The sequence below is a fragment of the Tenacibaculum gallaicum genome, assembly GCF_003387615.1.
In the GTDB taxonomy this organism is placed as follows: Bacteria; Bacteroidota; Bacteroidia; order Flavobacteriales; family Flavobacteriaceae; genus Polaribacter; species Polaribacter gallaicus.
The window spans coordinates 258035-276594 of the sequence record NZ_QUNS01000002.1 but is presented as its reverse complement, the minus strand read 5'-3'; the positions used below and the strand labels follow the sequence as shown (position 1 = coordinate 276594).

16 protein-coding genes and 1 other RNA gene are annotated in these 18560 nt (G+C 29.7%); 7 read left to right on the top strand and 10 right to left on the bottom strand.

Going from position 1 to position 18560, the window contains the following annotated elements:
• Nucleotides 1-74: 74 nt before the first annotated feature.
• Together C7448_RS05615 and C7448_RS05610 are read right to left on the bottom strand one after the other, a co-directional pair.
• Entirely contained in the window at nt 75-1559 is a 1485-nt protein-coding gene (locus C7448_RS05615; RefSeq protein WP_115900396.1) for a S8 family peptidase, read from the bottom strand.
• A gap of 171 nt (nt 1560-1730) precedes the next feature.
• The gene (locus C7448_RS05610; protein ID WP_115900395.1) at nt 1731-2729 is read right to left on the bottom strand and encodes a M28 family peptidase; all 999 of its coding nucleotides are present in this window, start codon (nt 2727-2729) and stop codon (nt 1731-1733) included.
• A 68-nt stretch (nt 2730-2797) separates the two neighbouring features.
• Between C7448_RS05610 and kdsA the strand changes: the two genes are divergently transcribed.
• Both kdsA and C7448_RS05600 read left to right on the top strand, forming a co-directional pair.
• Nucleotides 2798-3616: a 3-deoxy-8-phosphooctulonate synthase gene (gene kdsA, locus C7448_RS05605; protein WP_115900394.1), complete on the top strand. Its 819-nt coding sequence runs from the start codon at nt 2798-2800 to the stop codon at nt 3614-3616.
• Nucleotides 3617-3656: 40 nt separating this feature from the next.
• Nucleotides 3657-4610: a transglutaminase domain-containing protein gene (locus tag C7448_RS05600; protein ID WP_115900393.1), complete on the top strand. Its 954-nt coding sequence runs from the start codon at nt 3657-3659 to the stop codon at nt 4608-4610.
• Here the strand turns inward: C7448_RS05600 and C7448_RS05595 are convergent, their stop codons facing one another.
• Complete coding sequence (locus C7448_RS05595; protein ID WP_115900392.1) at nt 4611-4979, bottom strand: DUF1801 domain-containing protein; 369 nt, start codon at nt 4977-4979, stop codon at nt 4611-4613.
• A 78-nt stretch (nt 4980-5057) separates the two neighbouring features.
• Here C7448_RS05595 and C7448_RS05590 point away from each other — a divergent pair, with 78 nt between their 5' ends.
• The 4 genes from C7448_RS05590 to C7448_RS16150 all read left to right on the top strand — a co-directional run bounded on the left by C7448_RS05590 (nt 5058) and on the right by C7448_RS16150 (nt 7887).
• Nucleotides 5058-5666, top strand: coding sequence for a hypothetical protein (locus tag C7448_RS05590; RefSeq protein ID WP_115900391.1), 609 nt, complete (start codon nt 5058-5060; stop codon nt 5664-5666).
• Between the two features lie 32 nt (nt 5667-5698).
• The gene (locus C7448_RS05585; RefSeq protein ID WP_115900390.1) at nt 5699-5995 is read left to right on the top strand and encodes a winged helix-turn-helix domain-containing protein; all 297 of its coding nucleotides are present in this window, start codon (nt 5699-5701) and stop codon (nt 5993-5995) included.
• Nucleotides 5996-6052: 57 nt separating this feature from the next.
• A complete protein-coding gene (gene creD, locus C7448_RS05580; protein ID WP_115900389.1) occupies nt 6053-7432 on the top strand; it encodes a cell envelope integrity protein CreD in 1380 nt (459 codons plus the stop codon).
• 62 nt (nt 7433-7494) lie between these two features.
• Entirely contained in the window at nt 7495-7887 is a 393-nt protein-coding gene (locus C7448_RS16150; RefSeq protein WP_115900388.1) for a ribosomal maturation YjgA family protein, read from the top strand.
• On the opposite strand, the gene C7448_RS05570 is transcribed toward C7448_RS16150, so the two are convergent.
• Both C7448_RS05570 and C7448_RS05565 read right to left on the bottom strand, forming a co-directional pair.
• Complete coding sequence (locus C7448_RS05570) at nt 7849-8070, bottom strand: DUF3820 family protein (protein ID WP_115900387.1); 222 nt, start codon at nt 8068-8070, stop codon at nt 7849-7851. The two genes, C7448_RS16150 and C7448_RS05570, sit on opposite strands and share 39 nt — an antisense overlap.
• A gap of 40 nt (nt 8071-8110) precedes the next feature.
• Complete coding sequence (locus C7448_RS05565) at nt 8111-9319, bottom strand: NAD(P)-dependent oxidoreductase (protein ID WP_115900386.1); 1209 nt, start codon at nt 9317-9319, stop codon at nt 8111-8113.
• 229 nt (nt 9320-9548) lie between these two features.
• On the opposite strand from C7448_RS05565, the gene ssrA reads away from it, so the two are divergent.
• Nucleotides 9549-9943: a transfer-messenger RNA gene (ssrA, locus tag C7448_RS05560) on the top strand.
• Between the two features lie 264 nt (nt 9944-10207).
• On the opposite strand, the gene C7448_RS05555 is transcribed toward ssrA, so the two are convergent.
• The 5 genes from C7448_RS05555 to C7448_RS05535 form a co-directional block, all read right to left on the bottom strand.
• Nucleotides 10208-11110 (bottom strand): HNH endonuclease family protein, encoded by a 903-nt coding sequence (locus C7448_RS05555; protein WP_115900385.1) that lies wholly within the window; start codon nt 11108-11110, stop codon nt 10208-10210.
• The gene (locus tag C7448_RS05550) at nt 11107-12852 is read right to left on the bottom strand and encodes an AAA family ATPase (RefSeq protein WP_115900384.1); all 1746 of its coding nucleotides are present in this window, start codon (nt 12850-12852) and stop codon (nt 11107-11109) included. The genes C7448_RS05555 and C7448_RS05550 overlap by 4 nt, the downstream gene beginning before the upstream one ends.
• 124 nt (nt 12853-12976) lie before the next feature.
• Nucleotides 12977-13582: a hypothetical protein gene (locus C7448_RS05545; protein WP_115900383.1), complete on the bottom strand. Its 606-nt coding sequence runs from the start codon at nt 13580-13582 to the stop codon at nt 12977-12979.
• 92 nt (nt 13583-13674) lie between these two features.
• The gene (locus C7448_RS05540; RefSeq protein WP_115900382.1) at nt 13675-15585 is read right to left on the bottom strand and encodes a UvrD-helicase domain-containing protein; all 1911 of its coding nucleotides are present in this window, start codon (nt 15583-15585) and stop codon (nt 13675-13677) included.
• Nucleotides 15570-17648, bottom strand: a complete 2079-nt coding sequence (locus C7448_RS05535) for an ATP-dependent nuclease (RefSeq protein ID WP_115900381.1) — start codon at nt 17646-17648, stop codon at nt 15570-15572. The genes C7448_RS05540 and C7448_RS05535 overlap by 16 nt, the downstream gene beginning before the upstream one ends.
• Between the last annotated feature and the right edge of the window lie 912 nt (nt 17649-18560).

Below are 18560 nucleotides of genomic sequence, written 5' to 3'. Positions count from 1 at the left end.
CAAAAATTACACCTTATAAAAATACAAAAAGCCTCGTTTACACGAGACTTTTTCTAAGGTTAGTTAATTGATTTTTATTGAACTGCCTTTAAAGCATCAATATTTCCATATCCAAACTCTGAATGTTTGTTCGGATAAAAATCAGCGGATTCTTTCATTTTTTGTAAAACTTGTTCTCTTGACCAACTTGGGTGCTTTGCCCATACCAATGCAGCAATACCAGCAGTAGTTGCTGTTGCTACAGATGAACCTCCTACATAATTTGCTTGTCCATCATAATAACTCAATACAGGAATTTTATTATCAGTTCCGTTAGTTCGTTGCATTTGTACCGTAAAATCAATTTGTGACCCTGTATGACATACATCACACTTACTATATTGTCCTTCTTTAACACCAGTTACCGCAACAGTTTCAGACATACTTGCTGGAAAAATTACTCCATACCAAGTAGTAAACGAAGTAGAAGTTCCTCCAGCAGCTAAAATCATCTTTCCTTTGCTGTGTGCATACTTAACTGCATCCGATACATTACCAATACTAAACGGAGAACCTAACGACATAGAAATAACTTTTACATCACTTCTATTTGCCAACGCTGTTAATGCTTCAACAACTCCTCTTTTTTCATGATAATCATCAATTACCACATTTTCAACAGCTCTATACGTTACCAAGTTTGCATTGTACGCAACCCCTACAGGTAAATTATCATTATTTCTTGGTGCGGTTGCTACTGCTGCCATTTTCGTTCCATGACCACACTTATCATTTACGCCATCATAATTATTTGACCACGCCCACCAAGAATCTACAAAGGTTCCATATTTTTGAACTGTTCTTCCTGATGAATATCCATCGTTAAAATATTGATTCATCCATTTTTGCTCTGGTGATAAACCAGAATCAACTACAGCTACCGTTACTCCCGAACCTGTACTATAAGTCCAAGCTTGTGAAATATTATGTGCATCAAAAGACCATGGTAATCTAGCACCTGGTGATACTGTACGATAATCACTAGTATTTAAAGTAACAGTACCATAGCCACATCCTGAAGAACCCGATGAACTTGACTTAGCTTGTGTAGTAGGCTCTAAAAAACTATATCCTCCAGGTTCTATATAACGAACTCTACTATCTTTTAAGAGAATATTAATTATTTCTTTGTTTGTTACTTTAATATCTAGTACATTAATATTGTCATTTACATACAATTCCGTTTCTCCCTTAGCAGAAGTTGATTCAAAGCTTTTTATTAATGTTATTAACTCGTCTTTTATATTGGTACTTTCTTCACTCCTAGCATAATTATTTTTTGAAGTACCGTAGCCTATAGTTAAGATATTTTCTCCATGATTCACCGCACTCCATATTGTATGAGTGTCTTGAGACATCCATTTAAAATCTCCTGTTTTTTGTAAAGATTCCTTGATTTTTGAATTGATTTCTTTTTTGGTAAGTAAACCTTGATCTTGCTTTATATCTAATGTTTCATCGTTATTAGAACATGAGATCATAGTTAAAACAACTGTTAGACTTAAAAGTATTTTTTTCATTTCTGAAGGGATTTAAATTAAACTCTTCGAATATAGTAAAATTTTAATACAATTTTAACACTTTAAACAATTTAACCCACATATAATTAACACTTTCTTAAAACCACACATACAATTCCAATAAAAAAAGGAGCTCAAGGCTCCTTTTTTTACGTTAAGTTTTCAATATGTTTACTCCATCTTTACTCTTGTTGGTGTATCTTTTCCTTCAATAATACTTTGAGTTCCTCTAGCAACCGCTTTTACGGTTTCTGTTAATACAGTCATATTTAAGGTTTCAGCTTCATCTGTTACTTTATGATAATCTGCATCGATATCAATCGGAGTCGTTGAAAATGTATGAGACGGCACACCTAAACGTGCTAAAGAAGCATTATCCGATCTTAAGAACAATTGAAATTTCGGGTATGGATCTGGAAACAACTTGTATCCAGAACCTTCTAAGTTCTTCTGAATTATTTTTCCAAAATCCGATTTATCAAAACCTGTTAACCATGCTGTTTTTGGTCCTGTTTTAGGTTGTTTCCCTATTAACTCTAAATTAATCCCTGCTACAAACTTACTAGCGTCAATTCCTTTACCAAAGTATTCAGAACCTACCAATCCCATTTCTTCAGCAGTAAAACATACAAACAAAATACTACGCTCATTATTTCCCTTTTTAGCATAATATTCAGCTAAAGATAATACGCCTGTAACTCCTGAAGCGTCATCATTTGCTCCGTTAAAAATTCTATCCCCTTCTCCATCTTTCTTTACACCTAAATGATCGTGATGAGCTGATACAATAACAAATTCATCTTTTTTAGACTTTCCTTCTAACAAGCCTATAATATTACTCATTTTAATACCTTTGTATTCAAAATTTTGACGATAGGTAGTTAATGTATCAAAGGTTTTTAAGCCTATTCTTTTGTATTCATTCTCTATATACTGAGTTGCTTTTTCCATTCCCTCAGTTCCTGGCTTTCTACCTTCCATTTCATCTGAAGCAAGTGTATATAAGTGTTTTCTTACTAAAACAGAGTCAATTAATTCTTCTTTGCTTTCTTTTTTCTGAGTTACTTCAACAGTATTCATAGCAACCTCGTTACTAGTGTTTTTAGTTTGCTTACATGACAGTAAAACTGATACACTTACAAGTGCTAATGGATATAAAACTTTTTTCATTCTTTATTTATTTAAAAGCCTAAATATAGCCAATTTAATTTCTTAATTTTGTTTAAAACTTTTTAAGGATGACTTTAACTGATATTCCAAATATAAAACATATTGATTCAAACAATTTTTTCTTGCTTGCTGGCCCTTGTGCTATTGAAAGTGAAGATATGGCGATGCGAATTGCTGAAAAGGCAATTGCGATTACTGATAAATTAGCAATTCCTTATGTATTTAAAGGAAGTTTTAAAAAGGCCAATCGTAGTAGAATTGATAGTTTTACAGGTATTGGTGATGAAAAAGCATTAAAAATTTTACGTAAAGTTTCTGAAACTTTTAATGTTCCTACTGTAACCGATATTCATGAAGTTTCTGATGCTGGAAAAGCAGCTCAGTATGTAGATGTGTTACAAATTCCTGCTTTCTTAGTTCGTCAAACTGATTTGGTCGTAGCAGCTGCCGAAACTGGTAAAGTAGTAAACTTAAAAAAAGGACAATTTATGAGTCCTGAAGCCATGCAACATGCAGTAAAAAAAGTTCATGATGCAGGAAATAAAAAAGCGTGGATAACCGACAGAGGAACTATGTTCGGGTACCAAGATATGATTGTTGACTTCCGCGGAATTCCAACTATGCGTCAATACGCTCCTACTGTATTAGATGTTACCCATTCGTTACAGCAACCAAACCAATCAAGCGGTGTTACTGGTGGACGACCAGATATGATTGAAACTATTGCACGCGCTGGTGTTGTTAATAATGTTGATGGATTGTTTATCGAAACTCATTTTGATCCTGCAAATGCCAAAAGTGATGGTGCAAATATGTTACATCTTGATTATTTAGAAGGTTTATTAACCAACTTGGTTACCATTAGAAAAACTATTAATAATTTATAGGCACAATTTTTGTTTTACAAAGTTGTTTTTAAACACATATATGAAACAACTTCTTTTTATATTCTCTTTTCTAATTACTACTATTGTTAGTGCACAAGACTTTTCTTTTATTGAGGGAAAAGTAAGCAGTTATCCTAACTTTAGTAAGGTTGGTAATTTAGTTCAACAGATAGTAAACGATTTTAAAACTGAAGAACAGCAAGTACAAGCTGCCTTTTATTGGCTTAGTCATAATATACGATATGATTTAGATGCATACTATCACCCTAAACAAAAACGAATTTCTTTTAGGTTTAGAAGTGAACAAGAAAAATTAGAAAAACTACAGGCAATAAAAGACGGTATTGTCAATGAAACTTTATCAACTCGAAAAGCTGTTTGTGAAGGATATGCACAAACTTTCGCCAAAGTTTGCACAATGCTCCAAGTTGAAAATGAAGTTATAAAAGGCTATATTAGAAATTCTTCAAACGATATAGCTAATCCTAAAACAAACTCTAATCATGCTTGGAATGCTCTTAAACTAAATGACAAATGGGTTTATGTTGATGTTACGTGGGCTGCGGGTGTTGTAAATAACAACAGATGGCAACCTTTATTTAATACTTACTATTACAATATTCCAAAAGAGAAGTATTTTAAAACACATTTTCCTGAAAAAAAACTTTGGCAATTAAGAATTGGTAGAATGGATAAAAAAGACTTTTATAATCAACCAATTTACGATGCTGCTTTCTTAAAATCAGATTTAGAGTTAATAACTCCTTCCAAAGGAATATTAGATAGAAACTCTACTATTGAGTTAAAAATTCAAAATTTACGTCCTAATCAATCAGTTTTCTTAGGCTATAGTGGATATAGATATGCCATAAAACCAAATAGTATATCTACCAAAGATAATATTACTACAGTTACAACAACTCCACTTGAAAAAAGCAAGCAGCTATTTTTGATTATTGACAAAGAAGTTATGCTTGAGTTTTTAATTCAGTAATTATTTCCTCCAAAAACCTTTATGATTGTGTTTTGCTACTTCTTCTAAAACTTGTAACAGTATTTCTTCGTTAATTTCTTCTATTGATGAATAACGAAGTGATTTTACAACTGCTCTTCCTTCTGAAACTAAAAAAGCATCAAAATCTTCTAAAATACCTTTTGCCCAAAACCCAACATCTACAAAACTTTTTTTATGGGATGCATTCATGTAGCACAATTGCTTCCCATTGATATAATATACTGGTATTTTCCACTTATATTTTAATTCTAAATCCTCAAAATTACTTTCTATCAATACTTGTAAGTGTAGTAAAATAGACTTGAATGGTTCTGGCTGTTTGAGTATGTATTCTTCGGCTGGTTTCATGCTTTCAAAAATACATTAATTTTTTATTTGGTTGTTTCTCAAAATTAGCTTTACTTTGTTTTTCAAAGTTCTTTAAAAATGAGTTCAGAAGATTATTTAAAAGACATATCAGAAATTAAAAACCTAATGAGTAAATCCTCTCGATTTATATCATTAAGCGGCTTGTCTGGTATTTTAGCAGGAATATATGCCTTAATTGGAGCTGCTTATGCATATTGGTTGGTTAACAACAACTCAAACGGTTATTTGATGTTAGATGGAAAAATTTTCCAAATGGTCATCTTTGATTTATTGTTAGTTGGCTTTTTAAGTATTGCTACAGCTATCTTTTTAACCACAAGAAAAGCTAAAAAGAATGGAGAAAAAATTTGGGATGCCACCACAAGAAGATTACTATTAAATTTCCTTATTCCACTGGTTTCTGGAGCGATTTATATCATTATCATTCTAGGGCATCAAAAATATGGACAAACAGGTGCATTAATGTTACTTTTTTATGGCTTAGCGCTGATTAATGCTTCAAAATATACTGTAGGAGACATTAAGTATTTAGGCTATACTGAAGTTGTTTTAGGACTTATTGCTGCGATGTTACCTGGTTATGGTTTTTGGTTTTGGGTTATAGGGTTTGGAGTTATGCATATTGTTTACGGCGCGCTCATGTATTTTAAACACGACAGAAAATAACAGCTATTTTCATACTTTAAAATTTATCTTTTTTGAAAAACATTATTCTAAATATAAATAAAGCTTTTGATCATAGAATTAGACTGGGAATTATGTCTGTTCTTATGGTAAATGAATATGCCGAATTTACTACCCTAAAAGAATTATTAGGTGCTACAGATGGTAATTTGGCTAGCCATACTAAAGCGTTAGAAAAAGCTGAATTTATTAGGATAGAAAAACAATTTATTGGTAGAAAACCCAATACCAGATACTACGCTACCGAGCTTGGTAAACAAGAGTTTAAAAAACATATTGACGCTTTAGAAAAACTGATTAAAAATAAATAACAATAATTTTTTTACAATTAAACTTTGAATTTCAAAGTTCTTTTAAAACAACAAACCATGGAAACATCAAACAAACAAAACGGAAGGTTCGGAAAGTGGGTAAAAACATCAATCACTGCTAGAATGTTAATGATTGGATTCTTAATTCTAATTCTACTCATTCCTTTATCCTTTATTAAAAGCTTAATTGTTGAGCGAATGAATCGACAGCAAGAAGTTGTACAAGAAATCAATCAAAAATGGGGTAAAGAAGTTTTATTATATGGTCCTATTTTAAAAGTTCCCTATAAAACTTATAAAGAGAAATTTGTTAGAAACCAAAAAACAAAGGAAACTCGAACCGAGATCGAAGAAAAAATTAAGTATGCTTATTTTTTTCCGAAGAAATTAAATATCAAATCTTCTATAAACCCTGAAGAGAAAAAACGTGGTATTTATAAAACGGCTGTTTATAATAGTAAAATAAACATTGATGGAAGCTTTACGAAGCCTGATTTTAGTGAAAAAGATATTAATGAAGAAGATATACTTTGGAATAAAGCTCGATTAATTATAAAAACTTCTAATTTAAAAGGAGTTAATAATTTAGTTGAAATAAAACTGCATAAAAACGCCTACGCTTTTACTTCTAAATATGAGAATAATAACGAAAAAGCATATTACAACTATTTAAACCTTCATAAATTAGAAAGTAAATTTTTAAATGAAGAAGACCTTCCTAAAAAATCAGATACAAACTTTAGCCTATCGCTAAGCATTAATGGAAGTAAACAAATTCGTTTTATTCCTATTGGAAAAGAGACATCCGTTCATATAAACTCTGACTGGAAAACTGCTAATTTTATTGGAGAATATCTTCCTTTTAATTCTGATAAAATCTCTGATAATGGTTTTGATGCTAAGTGGAAAATATTAGATATTAACAGACCTTTTTCTCAACAATCTTTTAATGGAATTCCAAACTTAAAAGAATATGCTTTTGGTGTAAACTTTATGATTCCTGTAGACGAATATCAAAAAAGTGAACGATCGGCTAAATATGGATTCTTGGTGATTGGACTTACGTTTTTAATCTTCTTTTTAATTCAAACAATGAGTAAAATATCCATTCACCCATTTCAATATTTAATGATTGGTGTTGCCTTAACTATGTTCTATACATTACTAATATCAATTTCTGAACATAGTAGTTTTTTAAAGGCATATTTAATTGCTTCTATAGCTGTCGTATTGTTAATTGCATTGTATTCAAAATCAATTTTAAAAGGCATTAAGTTTCCGTTATTTATCGGAGCATCTCTTACCACATTATATGCCTTTATTTTTGTAATTATTCAACTAGAAAATTATGCTTTATTAGTGGGTAGTATAGGATTATTTATAATTCTAGCCTCAGTGATGTATGCTTCAAGAAAAATAGACTGGCAAAACGGTTAATTAACTATAATTAATGAGCAAACTATCATACTATATGGTAGTTTGCTTTTAAAAACACAAACATGAAATTTCAATTGAAATACTTCCTAGCTTTTATCTTTCTTTTACTACTAGAAATTGCAATAGCTCAAACTTCAGGGTTTATAAGACATACTTTTGGTGACTTTTTAGTAGTTATCCTTCTTTTTTATTTCGTGAAGTCATTCTTTAACCTATCAAATAAAACTATCGTCCTTTCAGTCTTACTTTTTGCTTATATAGTAGAGTTTTTACAATTAACTCCTCTTTTAGTGCTTCTTGGTTTGGAGAATAATCGTATGGCTGTTATAATATTTGGCGCTACTTTTAGTATTGGTGATTTAGTAACTTATACATTGGGAATTATTATCGTTCTACTTATAGAAAGTAGCTTTATATTAAGATATTCTACGTATTTTTCTAAGAATATCTTCTAACCCATTTAATTGTAATTCATGCACTAGTGACATCATAGTCCCTAGTTTTCCTTGAGGAAATCCTTTATTTTTATACCATACAATATAATATTCAGGAATATCTATTAAATAGGTTCCTTTATATTTACCAAAGGGCATTTTCATATTAGCTGTGTCAATTAAAAACTGTTTGTCTGGTATCATTTTAAATAAAAAATCCCGCCGAAGCGGGAGTTAAATTGTATTATTCTTTTCCGTCTACGTAATCCTGCAAATATGCATAACGTTCGGTTAATTTACCAGTATTAGTTGTCATTTTTGCACGCGCTAAAATTCCATCTTTATCATCGTTGTAAAAAGCAGGAATTACATGCGCTAAAAACATATCTCCAAAACCTTCACTTGCATCTTTTGGTAACTCACAAGGCAAGTTATCAACCGCCATAACAGTAATGGCTTTTTTATCTTTATAATCAATTTCTGATTCCGTTTCTGGGTTGTAACCATAAATAGGATCAGCTATTGTAGAAGCTCTTAATGTTGATGCCACAGGTCCATCAATATCACATGAAATATCTGCTACATACTTTATTCTAAACTCAGGATGTTTTGCATCTTCACGTGTGTATAAATATGGAGCGCCGTCACCATAAAAATGACCCGCTATAAAAAAGTCAGTTTGTTTTGCATAGGGCATAAAATTACTTTCATACCCAATTGGATCTTTATAAAACTCAAACTTGTCTCCTACTTTACCGTCTTTACGTTTCCCATATTCCATAACATCTGCTATACAATATACAGGCTCAGTAAACTCAGTTGTTAAATATAAAGCATCACTTACTTGTTTAATTTTTAGATGATCTAATATTTCTTGTGCTCCTTTGGCTACTTTTCCTGTTCCTGTTAACAATATTTTTATGTTAGGTAAGCTAATTTTATCTAATTCGGCTTTTACAACATCCAAATCAGGTAACGTTTCAACTTTGGGTAAGTTAAACAATCCTTCTCTTATTCCTAATGCTCTAAACCCGTTATAAGCACCTACTAAACCAGCATAACGACCAAAACCAATTAAACGCGCTCCGTTTTCTTGTATAATAGTTTCATGGTCATACATTTCAATATTTCTCTCAAGCATCGCTTTTAATAACCTACGGTTGTAGGGTTGCTTTTTGATCGTATGACTAAAGAAAAAATATTTCTTATTAGGTATTAAACTGTCTACTGGAACTTCTTTTACTCCTAATAATACATCACAGTCAGAAATATCATTTGCAACTTTAAAACCTGCTTTTTCATAAGTTTTATCTGAAAAAACTCGGATATCTGAACTTTCTACCACTATTTCTGCCTCAGGAAACTGTTTTTTAAACTCTTGCAATTTTTCTGGAGAAAATACAACTCTTCTATCAGGTGGGTTTTTACGTTCTTTGATGATTCCGAATTTCATAATTGATTTTGTATTAAAATTAAACAATTTAATATATAATGTTATATATTATAACAATTGCAGCGAAAATACTCGTTTTAAAATGATTGTACAAGTAGTATTTTTTTATATTTGCATTCTCTTGTTTAAGTAGTATTCATTTACAGTACTGCCGAACAAAATTGCATAGAATTACAAAGATTATCTGGTATATTTTTTGCAAGGATACTTATAGCATCTTTGACATATTGGGGACGACTGGTTTTGACAGCAAGATTAGTAAAAATGTAAGCATACCGAGGAGTGAAATGATAACTCGTTAAACTTATTTCAACCATTTAAACGGCGAAGATAACTACGCTTTAGCTGCATAATCTGAATTAACAGTAAGATTAGCCTCGGCGCACAAGGTGCGCAAGCTTTATGTCCACGAAAAGCCTTGGTTTACGGCGTTTCATTTTTGGGCATCGTAAAAGTAAACATAGAAAACCTAGAGCTTCGATAGGTTTTCGAAACTAAAGAAGATAAGTTAAGGTTGGGCAGTTTTTGGTCAGGTCTTAATCGAAAATTAAACAAAAACTAAGTATGTAGAAAGCCTTTGAGCTACTTGTTTGGACCCGAGTTCGATTCTCGGCGTCTCCACTATTAACCCTTATAAACCTAGTGTTTATAAGGGTTAATTTTTTTAGGTGTCAATTTTGGTGTCAAAAAAAAATAGTTACTACGTTATACAATTACATCTAACTTAAAACATAATTTACTAACATCAATAATACTTTTTAATATGGCATCTATTAAGGAAGTTTATTCTGCCATTGTGTTATTACTTTTCTTCTGAAATTATACTGTATTTAAATAAACTATTTTACCATATAGTTTTACACACATTTAATTCATTGAATGAAATAATTAAATGGAATTAAATACGGCTAGAACTATATTTTGAATATTATTAGTTAGATAAGGAATCATTATAGCTGAAAAATTTTGTGAATTTTTTACAATATATTTTCTTAATAAAGTATGTGTACTTTTCTCATTATTCGCATTACTTTTCAATTGTCGTAATTGAAAAATTATCTGGCTATTAAGTTGGTCACTACTAAGCGTTCCATCAGCCAGCATCACAAAAGCACTTTCAATTGCTTGTTTAAAAGGATTAATTACATTTTCAACTCTTTCTAATCTTAATTCCTGACGATTAAGTTTACAAATCTTGATTGTGTTCTTACCTCTATCTTGATTATCAATTCCTCTTATTCTAATTCCATTTCCTAAAGGATCATTAAAAAAATCAAAAAATAATTCAGGGTTATCTATTTCAGGATTTAAGAGATATGGTGCTTCAGCTAACAATGGATTGTTTTGAGCTAATTGATGCGAAAGATTTAGCTCTCCATTTGCTAAAAAACTTGGTACAATTACCCTATTACCAATTATTGGAAACTTATTGTGTTTCCCTCCATCTCTGTTACATTTAACGCAAGAAGGTAATAGATTAGTCCATTCGTAGCACAACCAATAATATCCATTATGTGTTTCATCCTCACTCACTTTTTTCTTTGGTCGATAATGTTCAATATCTGCCTTGGCTAATCTTTCACAATAAGCACATTTATTATGATAACTAATAGCTAATTGATCCTCTACTTTAGATCTATTCTCATCTGGATCTCCATATGGTTCCCTATAAATGCTATCTGAAATATTATCCTTAGCTATATTCTTAGCTATATCTAACAGAGCTTCTTTAGTTTCATCACTAGACAACTTTGCTGTTTTATGACTATTAGGCTTAATTACAAATCTCATTTGCGTTTATTTTTAAACCTTTCTATTAATTCTTTTTCTTTTGCATCATCTAAAAATGCCATAATCTTATTCTTAAGCCTATCATTAAACTCTAATTCTTCAAAAGATTCTTCAGTTCTAACAAAAGTTCCTTTATCTCTACTTTCATTAGAAATATTGTCCATACCGAAAATGGGGGACGTCAAAATAGTATTAGGTAAAAGTTCTTCTAAATATATTTTATCGTCAACTCTTACTAAATAAGTTCCTTTTTTCTTATCCCTTTTTACAACACAAACAACACTACTCTTTGGAGCCCCTAATAAAGGAATTGGACTATGTGTTGAAGCAATAAATTGCACTTTAGGAAAAGCTTTTGTTAATTGCTCTACTAAATGTTTTTGAAACTTAGGATGCAGATGTATGTCTATTTCATCAATAAAAACAAGTCCTCTTAATTCTCCTGGGTCATCTACTTTGGGTTGTTGACGATACAACCTTACTAATAAATCACTCATCATAGCAAAAATACTCATATACCCTGAAGATAATTTTTCTATAGGAACTGGTTCTAAAAGATCTTGATGTTCATCAATTTCTTGTACTTCTGTAAAAGGACCTTCATCATTAAATCCAAATTCTACTTTTCCTACATTCAATAACAATTCTTCCAAAAACTCTTTGATAGCATAGGACCTTTTAGTAAATTCCTCATTGTTAGGAGATTGAAACCACTCTTTATACTGAGTTTCTAAATCGAGTAAGTAAGCATTATTATTAAATAACGTACTTGAATGTCCATTTTTACCTCTAGCTTCTTGTAGTTGGTTTTCACTTAAATTATTATGAATCGGATTCAATCTCATTGCGCCATAAGCAGCAAAGCCTAAAAAGAGTGTTTTTCTTTTTTTCGTTTGGTTATTACCTTTCCTCTTAAAAAACTGATTAAATCCTGTTACATTGTTAGATAAATGTGTGTCTATTTTACACTCAAAAGAACCTACATCTACTGATTCTTTCTCTGATACTTTACTAAACCCTATAGTTCTTGCCAGAGCTTTTAAAACACTACTTTTTCCCACTCCATTCTCTCCTGTTAAAAAAATCCATTGGCTATTTATAGGAATATTATCTAATTTCAACGATTTTATCGGTCCGTAATTCCCTATTTCAAAACTTTTAATTTTCAATTTCCGAATAGAATCTAACTCTCGTTCGTAATGTTCTATTTTATATTTATAACCTTTTACTTTACTTAGGTCTTGTATAAACTCCTCTTTTGGAATTATTCCTATTCCAAAATCTTCATTATTACTCTTTTCTTCACGAATTAATGAATCAATTTTAGACCAATATTTAGTTAGAAACTCTGAGAGGCAATCCTTAAGCCCTCTACTCTTAAATTCAAAAGTATGCTTGCTTGACTTAAGTAAAAAGTCTTTTTCTCTCATTTCAACTCCTAAACTAGGAAACACTTTATCTAATATAAAATCAAATTTTTCTCTATCATCTGATACAGAAAAATGTAACCAACAAGCTCCATGATAATCTACCATAAAACTTATATTAGGCACTTTTCTTTTCCAATCGGAACCTTTCCAAAAACCTACAGAAAGATATTCTGTATTTCCTAAAAACCAATAACCTTCTTCTAGTCTATTAGATCTGTTTGTTTTTCTTAAACGAAATACTATATCTGGGTTCTCTATAGAAGCTTTATCTAACAACTCTAAAAGCTCATTGTGTATATCTGTAATTGCCATTTTTTTACTTTCCTTATTTCTTTTAATGTTTAACCATCTTTATTTGCTAGTTATAATCCAATTGCACTTTTAGCAGACTCTAATACCTATTAACTTAAAACCACTCATAACGTATAAATTTACATTAAACTATCTCTTCCTTACTTTCTATTAAAACAACATCCTCAACAACCGTTTGTTTCGATATTTTTAATTCTGTCTCAGCAATGGAAGCTGTAATCTTAATAGCCTCTCCTTTATGGTTTTCTATCTGCTCAGTAATATTTTTATACTTATCGTAAGTTCTTAACTCTAATCTCATTTTTATATTTTGAACAAATTCTTTAACATTAGCAAGAGTACCGAAAGCTATAAAAGAAAACAAAGCCATAATTATTAACGCAAATTGATTCCAGTTCAGCAAATCACCAAGTTTTGTTATTTTAAATAAGAAATAGAGCGATAGATTATATCCAACAAATAAAGATGCTAAAACAAAACGAACACCAAAATAAATTCGCTTAAACTTCTTGTTTAATTTTATATTCAACTCCTCTTTCCTTTGTATCAATTCTTTAAGCTTTTTATGCCTCGCTTGTAGTTTACTTAAACTATTTTTTTCTTCATCACTTTGTTTATTACTTTTCTCTAAAGTAACATCTACTTGACCTAAAGAGGCTACATAAATTATAATTACTACTACAATTACTAATGCTAGTAAAAAGCTGTTATTACTCTTTTTTCTATTCATACTTATAAATTTTCACTCTCTTAAAAGTCAGGCACAACAAACTGTTTTTCTAGACCTTTAAATGAGTCTTTTCTTTGTTCTTTTTTCTAATCTCAGCTAACAGAATCTAAATCAATTACATTTTCTGTCCCAAACCATTCTTTAGCTTTATCAATTACAGCATTACTAGGGGAATTGAAATAGATTGCTAATTTTTCTTTAGACCTTGTACAGCAGACATAAAATAGTTTTTGTGTTCTTTTTAATACTGACTCTGTTCCTGAACCTAAAAAGAGGTTTTTAAAATTATATTTGTTCCAGCCTCCGTTGTCTAAAATCACCAATACATTATCAAATTCTGCTCCTTTAGTTTTATGTTGAGTTGAGAATGGAGTCAAACCTTCCAAGTAAATAAATAACTTTTGAAACTCCTTATATTTCACTTCCTTAACCCTGTTAAATAAATACTCTTTATCAACCATAAATCTTTCTAATTTATCATCAATTAAACAAATACCATTTTCATTAGCTTCATTTATTACTTCTTCAATAGTTTTCTCTTCAACATTAATTAATGATTCAATACTTGCTTTTAATGTTCTTTTATCTTCTATTCTTTTGATACTAAATCTATAATCTGTAGCTCTTAAAAATTCATTATACCGTTTGTTTGAATAGAGAAAAATATTAGTTTCTATTTTATATAAATGTTTAATTAAAGCATCTCTTTTTGAGCCTTTTTTATTTTCATCATCTTCACTTTGTTTCTTATCATCAAGTAATTGATCTTTATCTACATATATTTTTGAAAAAACTTCCCAATTTTGATTTCTAGCAACATTATACAGTTCTGGATTATCATTGATAAATTGTTGCATGCTATTTGTAGGGTTAACACCTTCTAAAAAATCTGAAACTTCCCCAAATGTCATAGCTGAGAAATCTTGATCTATTCCATTATCTTTTATGTATTTCCGAACTTTATTTTTATATTTTAAAATACCATCGTTATTATAGATATTCATTAAATTTCTAATTCCAGCTTTATCCGCAATTAGATTATGAGTTAAATTAAGTTCTTTAGTGTTTTTCGAATCATTAAAATCCCAACCAAGATATCCCTTTACTTTATAGATATTTTCATTGTCAGAATATAAAAATTGAATATCTCCTGTCTTTAAGACACCTTTTTCATCTATATTTGGTGCATTTTTATCATTAGATTCTGTTTGTTCTAAACCATCTGTTCTCAGTCTATTTGCTAAATCAATTATTAATTTAGGATTCCTTCTGTTTTGTTCCTTTTTCACTTCTTTTACCCTTCCTTCTTCTTCCCCTTTATAACCATCTAAACCTCCAATACCATCATCATAAATTGATTGCATAGAATCCCCAAAAAAACCAACAACATTACTTTTATTACTTAATTTAAAGTACTCTAAAAATATCTTTATTACTAATTCATTAGTATCTTGGTACTCATCTACGAAAATGAACTTAAATTTATCCTTAAGTATATCACTAAGTTTTGGATATGTTTTAAACATATGATTCGCTAAGATCAATAATTCATCGTGAGATATAATCCCTTCTACTAATCTTAAATATTCTTTGTATTGTATTCCTTTTTCAAGGTCTTTAAAATAATCTGTAGGAACTTCTGTATCTGAAATTTTAATCCTTGTTATTTCATCATCATTTGCTAAATCAACCAGACCTTTTTTGAGTTCTTTTTGAAAATGTTTAATGTTATCCCATAAAAAGTCGTGAATAGTAGTAACATTTAGGTTTTTATGATTTACTCTTTCCTCTATTTCCTTTACAGCTGCATTAGTATAAGTCATACAAGCAACTTTTGAAGTTGGATATTCTTCAATTACTTTTTTTATAACTTGAACAAGTGTAAATGTTTTACCACTTCCTGCTCCTCCACTTAATAAAAAATTATCTTTATTTTCAATGTGTCTCAATATTTGTTGAAACTCATCCAATTCTTGAGTGTTTTCTTCTACTGTTTCAACCATAATAAGCCTTCTTTTATATACTGTGGAATTTGCCAATTTGTAAAATTTTCATCAGTATGAAACAAAATATCGAGAGCGAAATGTGTTTTTTTATTGACACATTCTTCTGCTAATTTGTAAGAATCATTTTCAGCAATATCAAAATACGGTCTATTTTTCAATCCTTTAAATTCTTCCTTATTATCATTAATAAACTCTCTATTTATTTGAATAAATGCATCTTCAAAGCTTCTAGCATTTACTCCATTTTCCATTGTTTGATAAACAACACAAAGATTTCCATCGGTATCTGATTGCCATATTTCTCCATTCTTTACAACTTTTTTATTATCAATCGTAAACGATTTTAATTGATTTAAAGTAGCATCGTTAAAGAATAATCTTAATGCATCATTAGAGTAATTTGTTCCTTCAGCAACTCTACACTTTTTTGAGTCAGCTCCTACAGCATCTAGATCGGTTATTATTAAAGATTTAATTCCTACAAATTCTATAAACTTTTCAAAAATTTGCGAATAAGCCCCAACTTCAATAACAGAAATATTTTGGGAACATAAAGGTAGTTTTAGGTCATCTTGACCTAAAACTTCATATCTCCTCTTTTCTTCAAAATCTATTTTTTTCATTAGAGTAGGGAATAAAATTCTTTCAGTATCTCCTTCAATAAGAATAGCTTTATCTGCAAAAAATATTTCAGCTCTATTTAGTGTTAGGTATTGTTTTAAAAATTGATATTGTTTTGGGTCTTCTTGATATTGTATTTTAAGGTCTATAAGATTTTTTGAAATAACATTATTCTCACCTTCCTTTTTTAAATACTTTACATCATCAAAATTACTTTCAGCAACGATATGAGAAGAATGAGTCGTTATTACCGTTTGTAATTTTCTATTATCTTCGTCCTCACGAACAATACCTTGATTAAGAATTGATTTTATATTTTTTATAAAAACATATTGCATTTGAGGATGAGTATGAGCTTCAGGTTCTTCTATGAAAAACAAATTAATATCAGATGGTCTTTCTAGCTTACTTTTTTTGAATTCTTGAATCTTAATTTCGATTTCGAAAATCATGCTAATTAGATTCATATATCCTAAACCATTATTATATTCAGGAAGGGTAGTATCATTATGTTTATACATTACCGTTGTATTTCCTGACAATAACTCTCTATGTTGCAAAGACGATTCTATGGTAATTGTGGAGTCATCATTTCTAATGCCTCCGAATTTCCTTACTTTCTCAACAACACCTTCAAATAACGATCTATAAATAATAGACAAAGTATAATCTGTTGATATTAATTCATCTTTAAACTTTTCTATTTGTTCATTTTGTTCATCTGTTTTTTCTGTTTGTTTATATATTTCAGATGTTTGAGTAGATAAGGTTTTATTGTTTTCGTTATTAGTGACACTTCTTTTAGCACTAATAAACTTAAAATTAATTATTTCTTTTGTAGAGATTTTTTCGGAATCTAAATCAATATATACATCATCATTTTCTTGATTTTCAGTTTTATTATATTCAATAGACTTTCTATTTGATTTGAAAAAATCTGCTTGATATATTTTTAAGAAATCATATGTACCCCTTATTATATAATTCTCATTCTCAGTTTTTTTACTAGCTTCTGTTATTAGAAATTCAGAATATTTCTCTTTAATACTTTCAAGACTATCGTATGTTAAAATGTATTCATACCCAAGTATAATTTTATTACTTTCAGGGTCTAAATCCATCATTACTCTACTGATATTAGTTAAATCATCACTCTCATTATATTCAATGAAAAGTTTAAGTTTTATTCCAATAGGTTTATAGTCTGATTTAAGAGGTAAAGCCCCTTCAATTAAAGTTTTTAATTCTTTTTTAAAACCTATATTAAAATCATCAAAAGAAAATTGACCATTTTCATTTAAAAAACGATTTACTACAGTAAGTAATGATGTTTTTCCTGTATTGTTTTTACCAATTACAAGAGACATTATCTCTTCTAAATCAATAGAAAAATTCTTTAATAATCGAAAATTTTCAATCTTAATTTTTGTTATTTTCATAAATGACTATAATTAATTATAGTGAGGAACCATTTATCTAAATGAAGAATTTATAGACATCTTTGGTCTTAATGACTTTCAATAATTCTTTTTCTCTCACAATTTTTCAATATCATAAATGTATGAAAATTTAATATTTTTTAATACGGATTACCGTATTTCAATAAAAGAAAGTAAAGTTTAATCTTTTATTCTTTATTTCTAATGCAAATAAACTGAGTGAAAAACACAAAAAACTATTTTGGAAACAAATAGTTTGGTTACACTCTTATAATCTAAAAGAAAATCATTATTTTTACACCACTAAGAGTTGTTTAAACCTTTGACAATTGGAGTCTTCTGGTAATTAAGCAACTCTTTTTGTTTTTAAGTCAAATTCTTCACATGAGTTTTGCGTTTTTTATAAAACGCAATTAATTAAGAAGTGCAGTACAATAACCACAACACATTATAATTCAACACTTTTTATACCCTTAATTTTTTTTGCGTTAAAAACGCAAAAAAAAACGAAAAAAGTATTATGAACTAATAAGAATACTACCTTTGCACAGAGTGCTACCCATACCAAAGAAAGGTAATTGTAGCTTATAGTGAGATTGGATGTCTTTTTTATTCATTTTGCGTAAATAACGCAAAACGCAATAATTAACTTAATTAAGAAAGAAACTAATAGTTAAATTTTCGTTGCTGTGTTGAACAATAACTATAACCCTATGTAAAAGAGAGGTTACAGGTTCAACAAAAAATCAAAGTTGGTCAACATCCGTTTTTTGCGTTTTATGTTGACCAACTGTTCAACTATTGTTTACCTCTGAATATTACCGTATCACTAGTTAATAAATAGATTTGTCAATAATCAACAGTATTTCTATAAAATCTTTCTTTTTCAACCCCATAACACCTCACTTTCAT

What these genes read in the sequence shown, in the direction of transcription:
- C7448_RS05615 (WP_115900396.1), bottom strand. Translation starts at nt 1,559, where the DNA reads ATGAAAAAAATACTTTTAAGTCTAACAGTTGTTTTAACTATGATCTCA.
- C7448_RS05590 (WP_115900391.1), top strand. Translation starts at nt 5,058, where the DNA reads ATGAGTTCAGAAGATTATTTAAAAGACATATCAGAAATTAAAAACCTA.
- C7448_RS05545 (WP_115900383.1), bottom strand. Translation starts at nt 13,582, where the DNA reads ATGAATAGAAAAAAGAGTAATAACAGCTTTTTACTAGCATTAGTAATT.
- C7448_RS16150 (WP_115900388.1), top strand. Translation starts at nt 7,495, where the DNA reads ATGAAATTTCAATTGAAATACTTCCTAGCTTTTATCTTTCTTTTACTA.
- kdsA (WP_115900394.1), top strand. Translation starts at nt 2,798, where the DNA reads ATGACTTTAACTGATATTCCAAATATAAAACATATTGATTCAAACAAT.
- C7448_RS05540 (WP_115900382.1), bottom strand. Translation starts at nt 15,585, where the DNA reads ATGGTTGAAACAGTAGAAGAAAACACTCAAGAATTGGATGAGTTTCAA.
- C7448_RS05565 (WP_115900386.1), bottom strand. Translation starts at nt 9,319, where the DNA reads ATGAAATTCGGAATCATCAAAGAACGTAAAAACCCACCTGATAGAAGA.
- C7448_RS05595 (WP_115900392.1), bottom strand. Translation starts at nt 4,979, where the DNA reads ATGAAACCAGCCGAAGAATACATACTCAAACAGCCAGAACCATTCAAG.
- C7448_RS05570 (WP_115900387.1), bottom strand. Translation starts at nt 8,070, where the DNA reads ATGATACCAGACAAACAGTTTTTAATTGACACAGCTAATATGAAAATG.
- C7448_RS05555 (WP_115900385.1), bottom strand. Translation starts at nt 11,110, where the DNA reads ATGAGATTTGTAATTAAGCCTAATAGTCATAAAACAGCAAAGTTGTCT.
- C7448_RS05535 (WP_115900381.1), bottom strand. Translation starts at nt 17,648, where the DNA reads ATGAAAATAACAAAAATTAAGATTGAAAATTTTCGATTATTAAAGAAT.
- C7448_RS05550 (WP_115900384.1), bottom strand. Translation starts at nt 12,852, where the DNA reads ATGGCAATTACAGATATACACAATGAGCTTTTAGAGTTGTTAGATAAA.
- C7448_RS05600 (WP_115900393.1), top strand. Translation starts at nt 3,657, where the DNA reads ATGAAACAACTTCTTTTTATATTCTCTTTTCTAATTACTACTATTGTT.
- creD (WP_115900389.1), top strand. Translation starts at nt 6,053, where the DNA reads ATGGAAACATCAAACAAACAAAACGGAAGGTTCGGAAAGTGGGTAAAA.
- C7448_RS05610 (WP_115900395.1), bottom strand. Translation starts at nt 2,729, where the DNA reads ATGAAAAAAGTTTTATATCCATTAGCACTTGTAAGTGTATCAGTTTTA.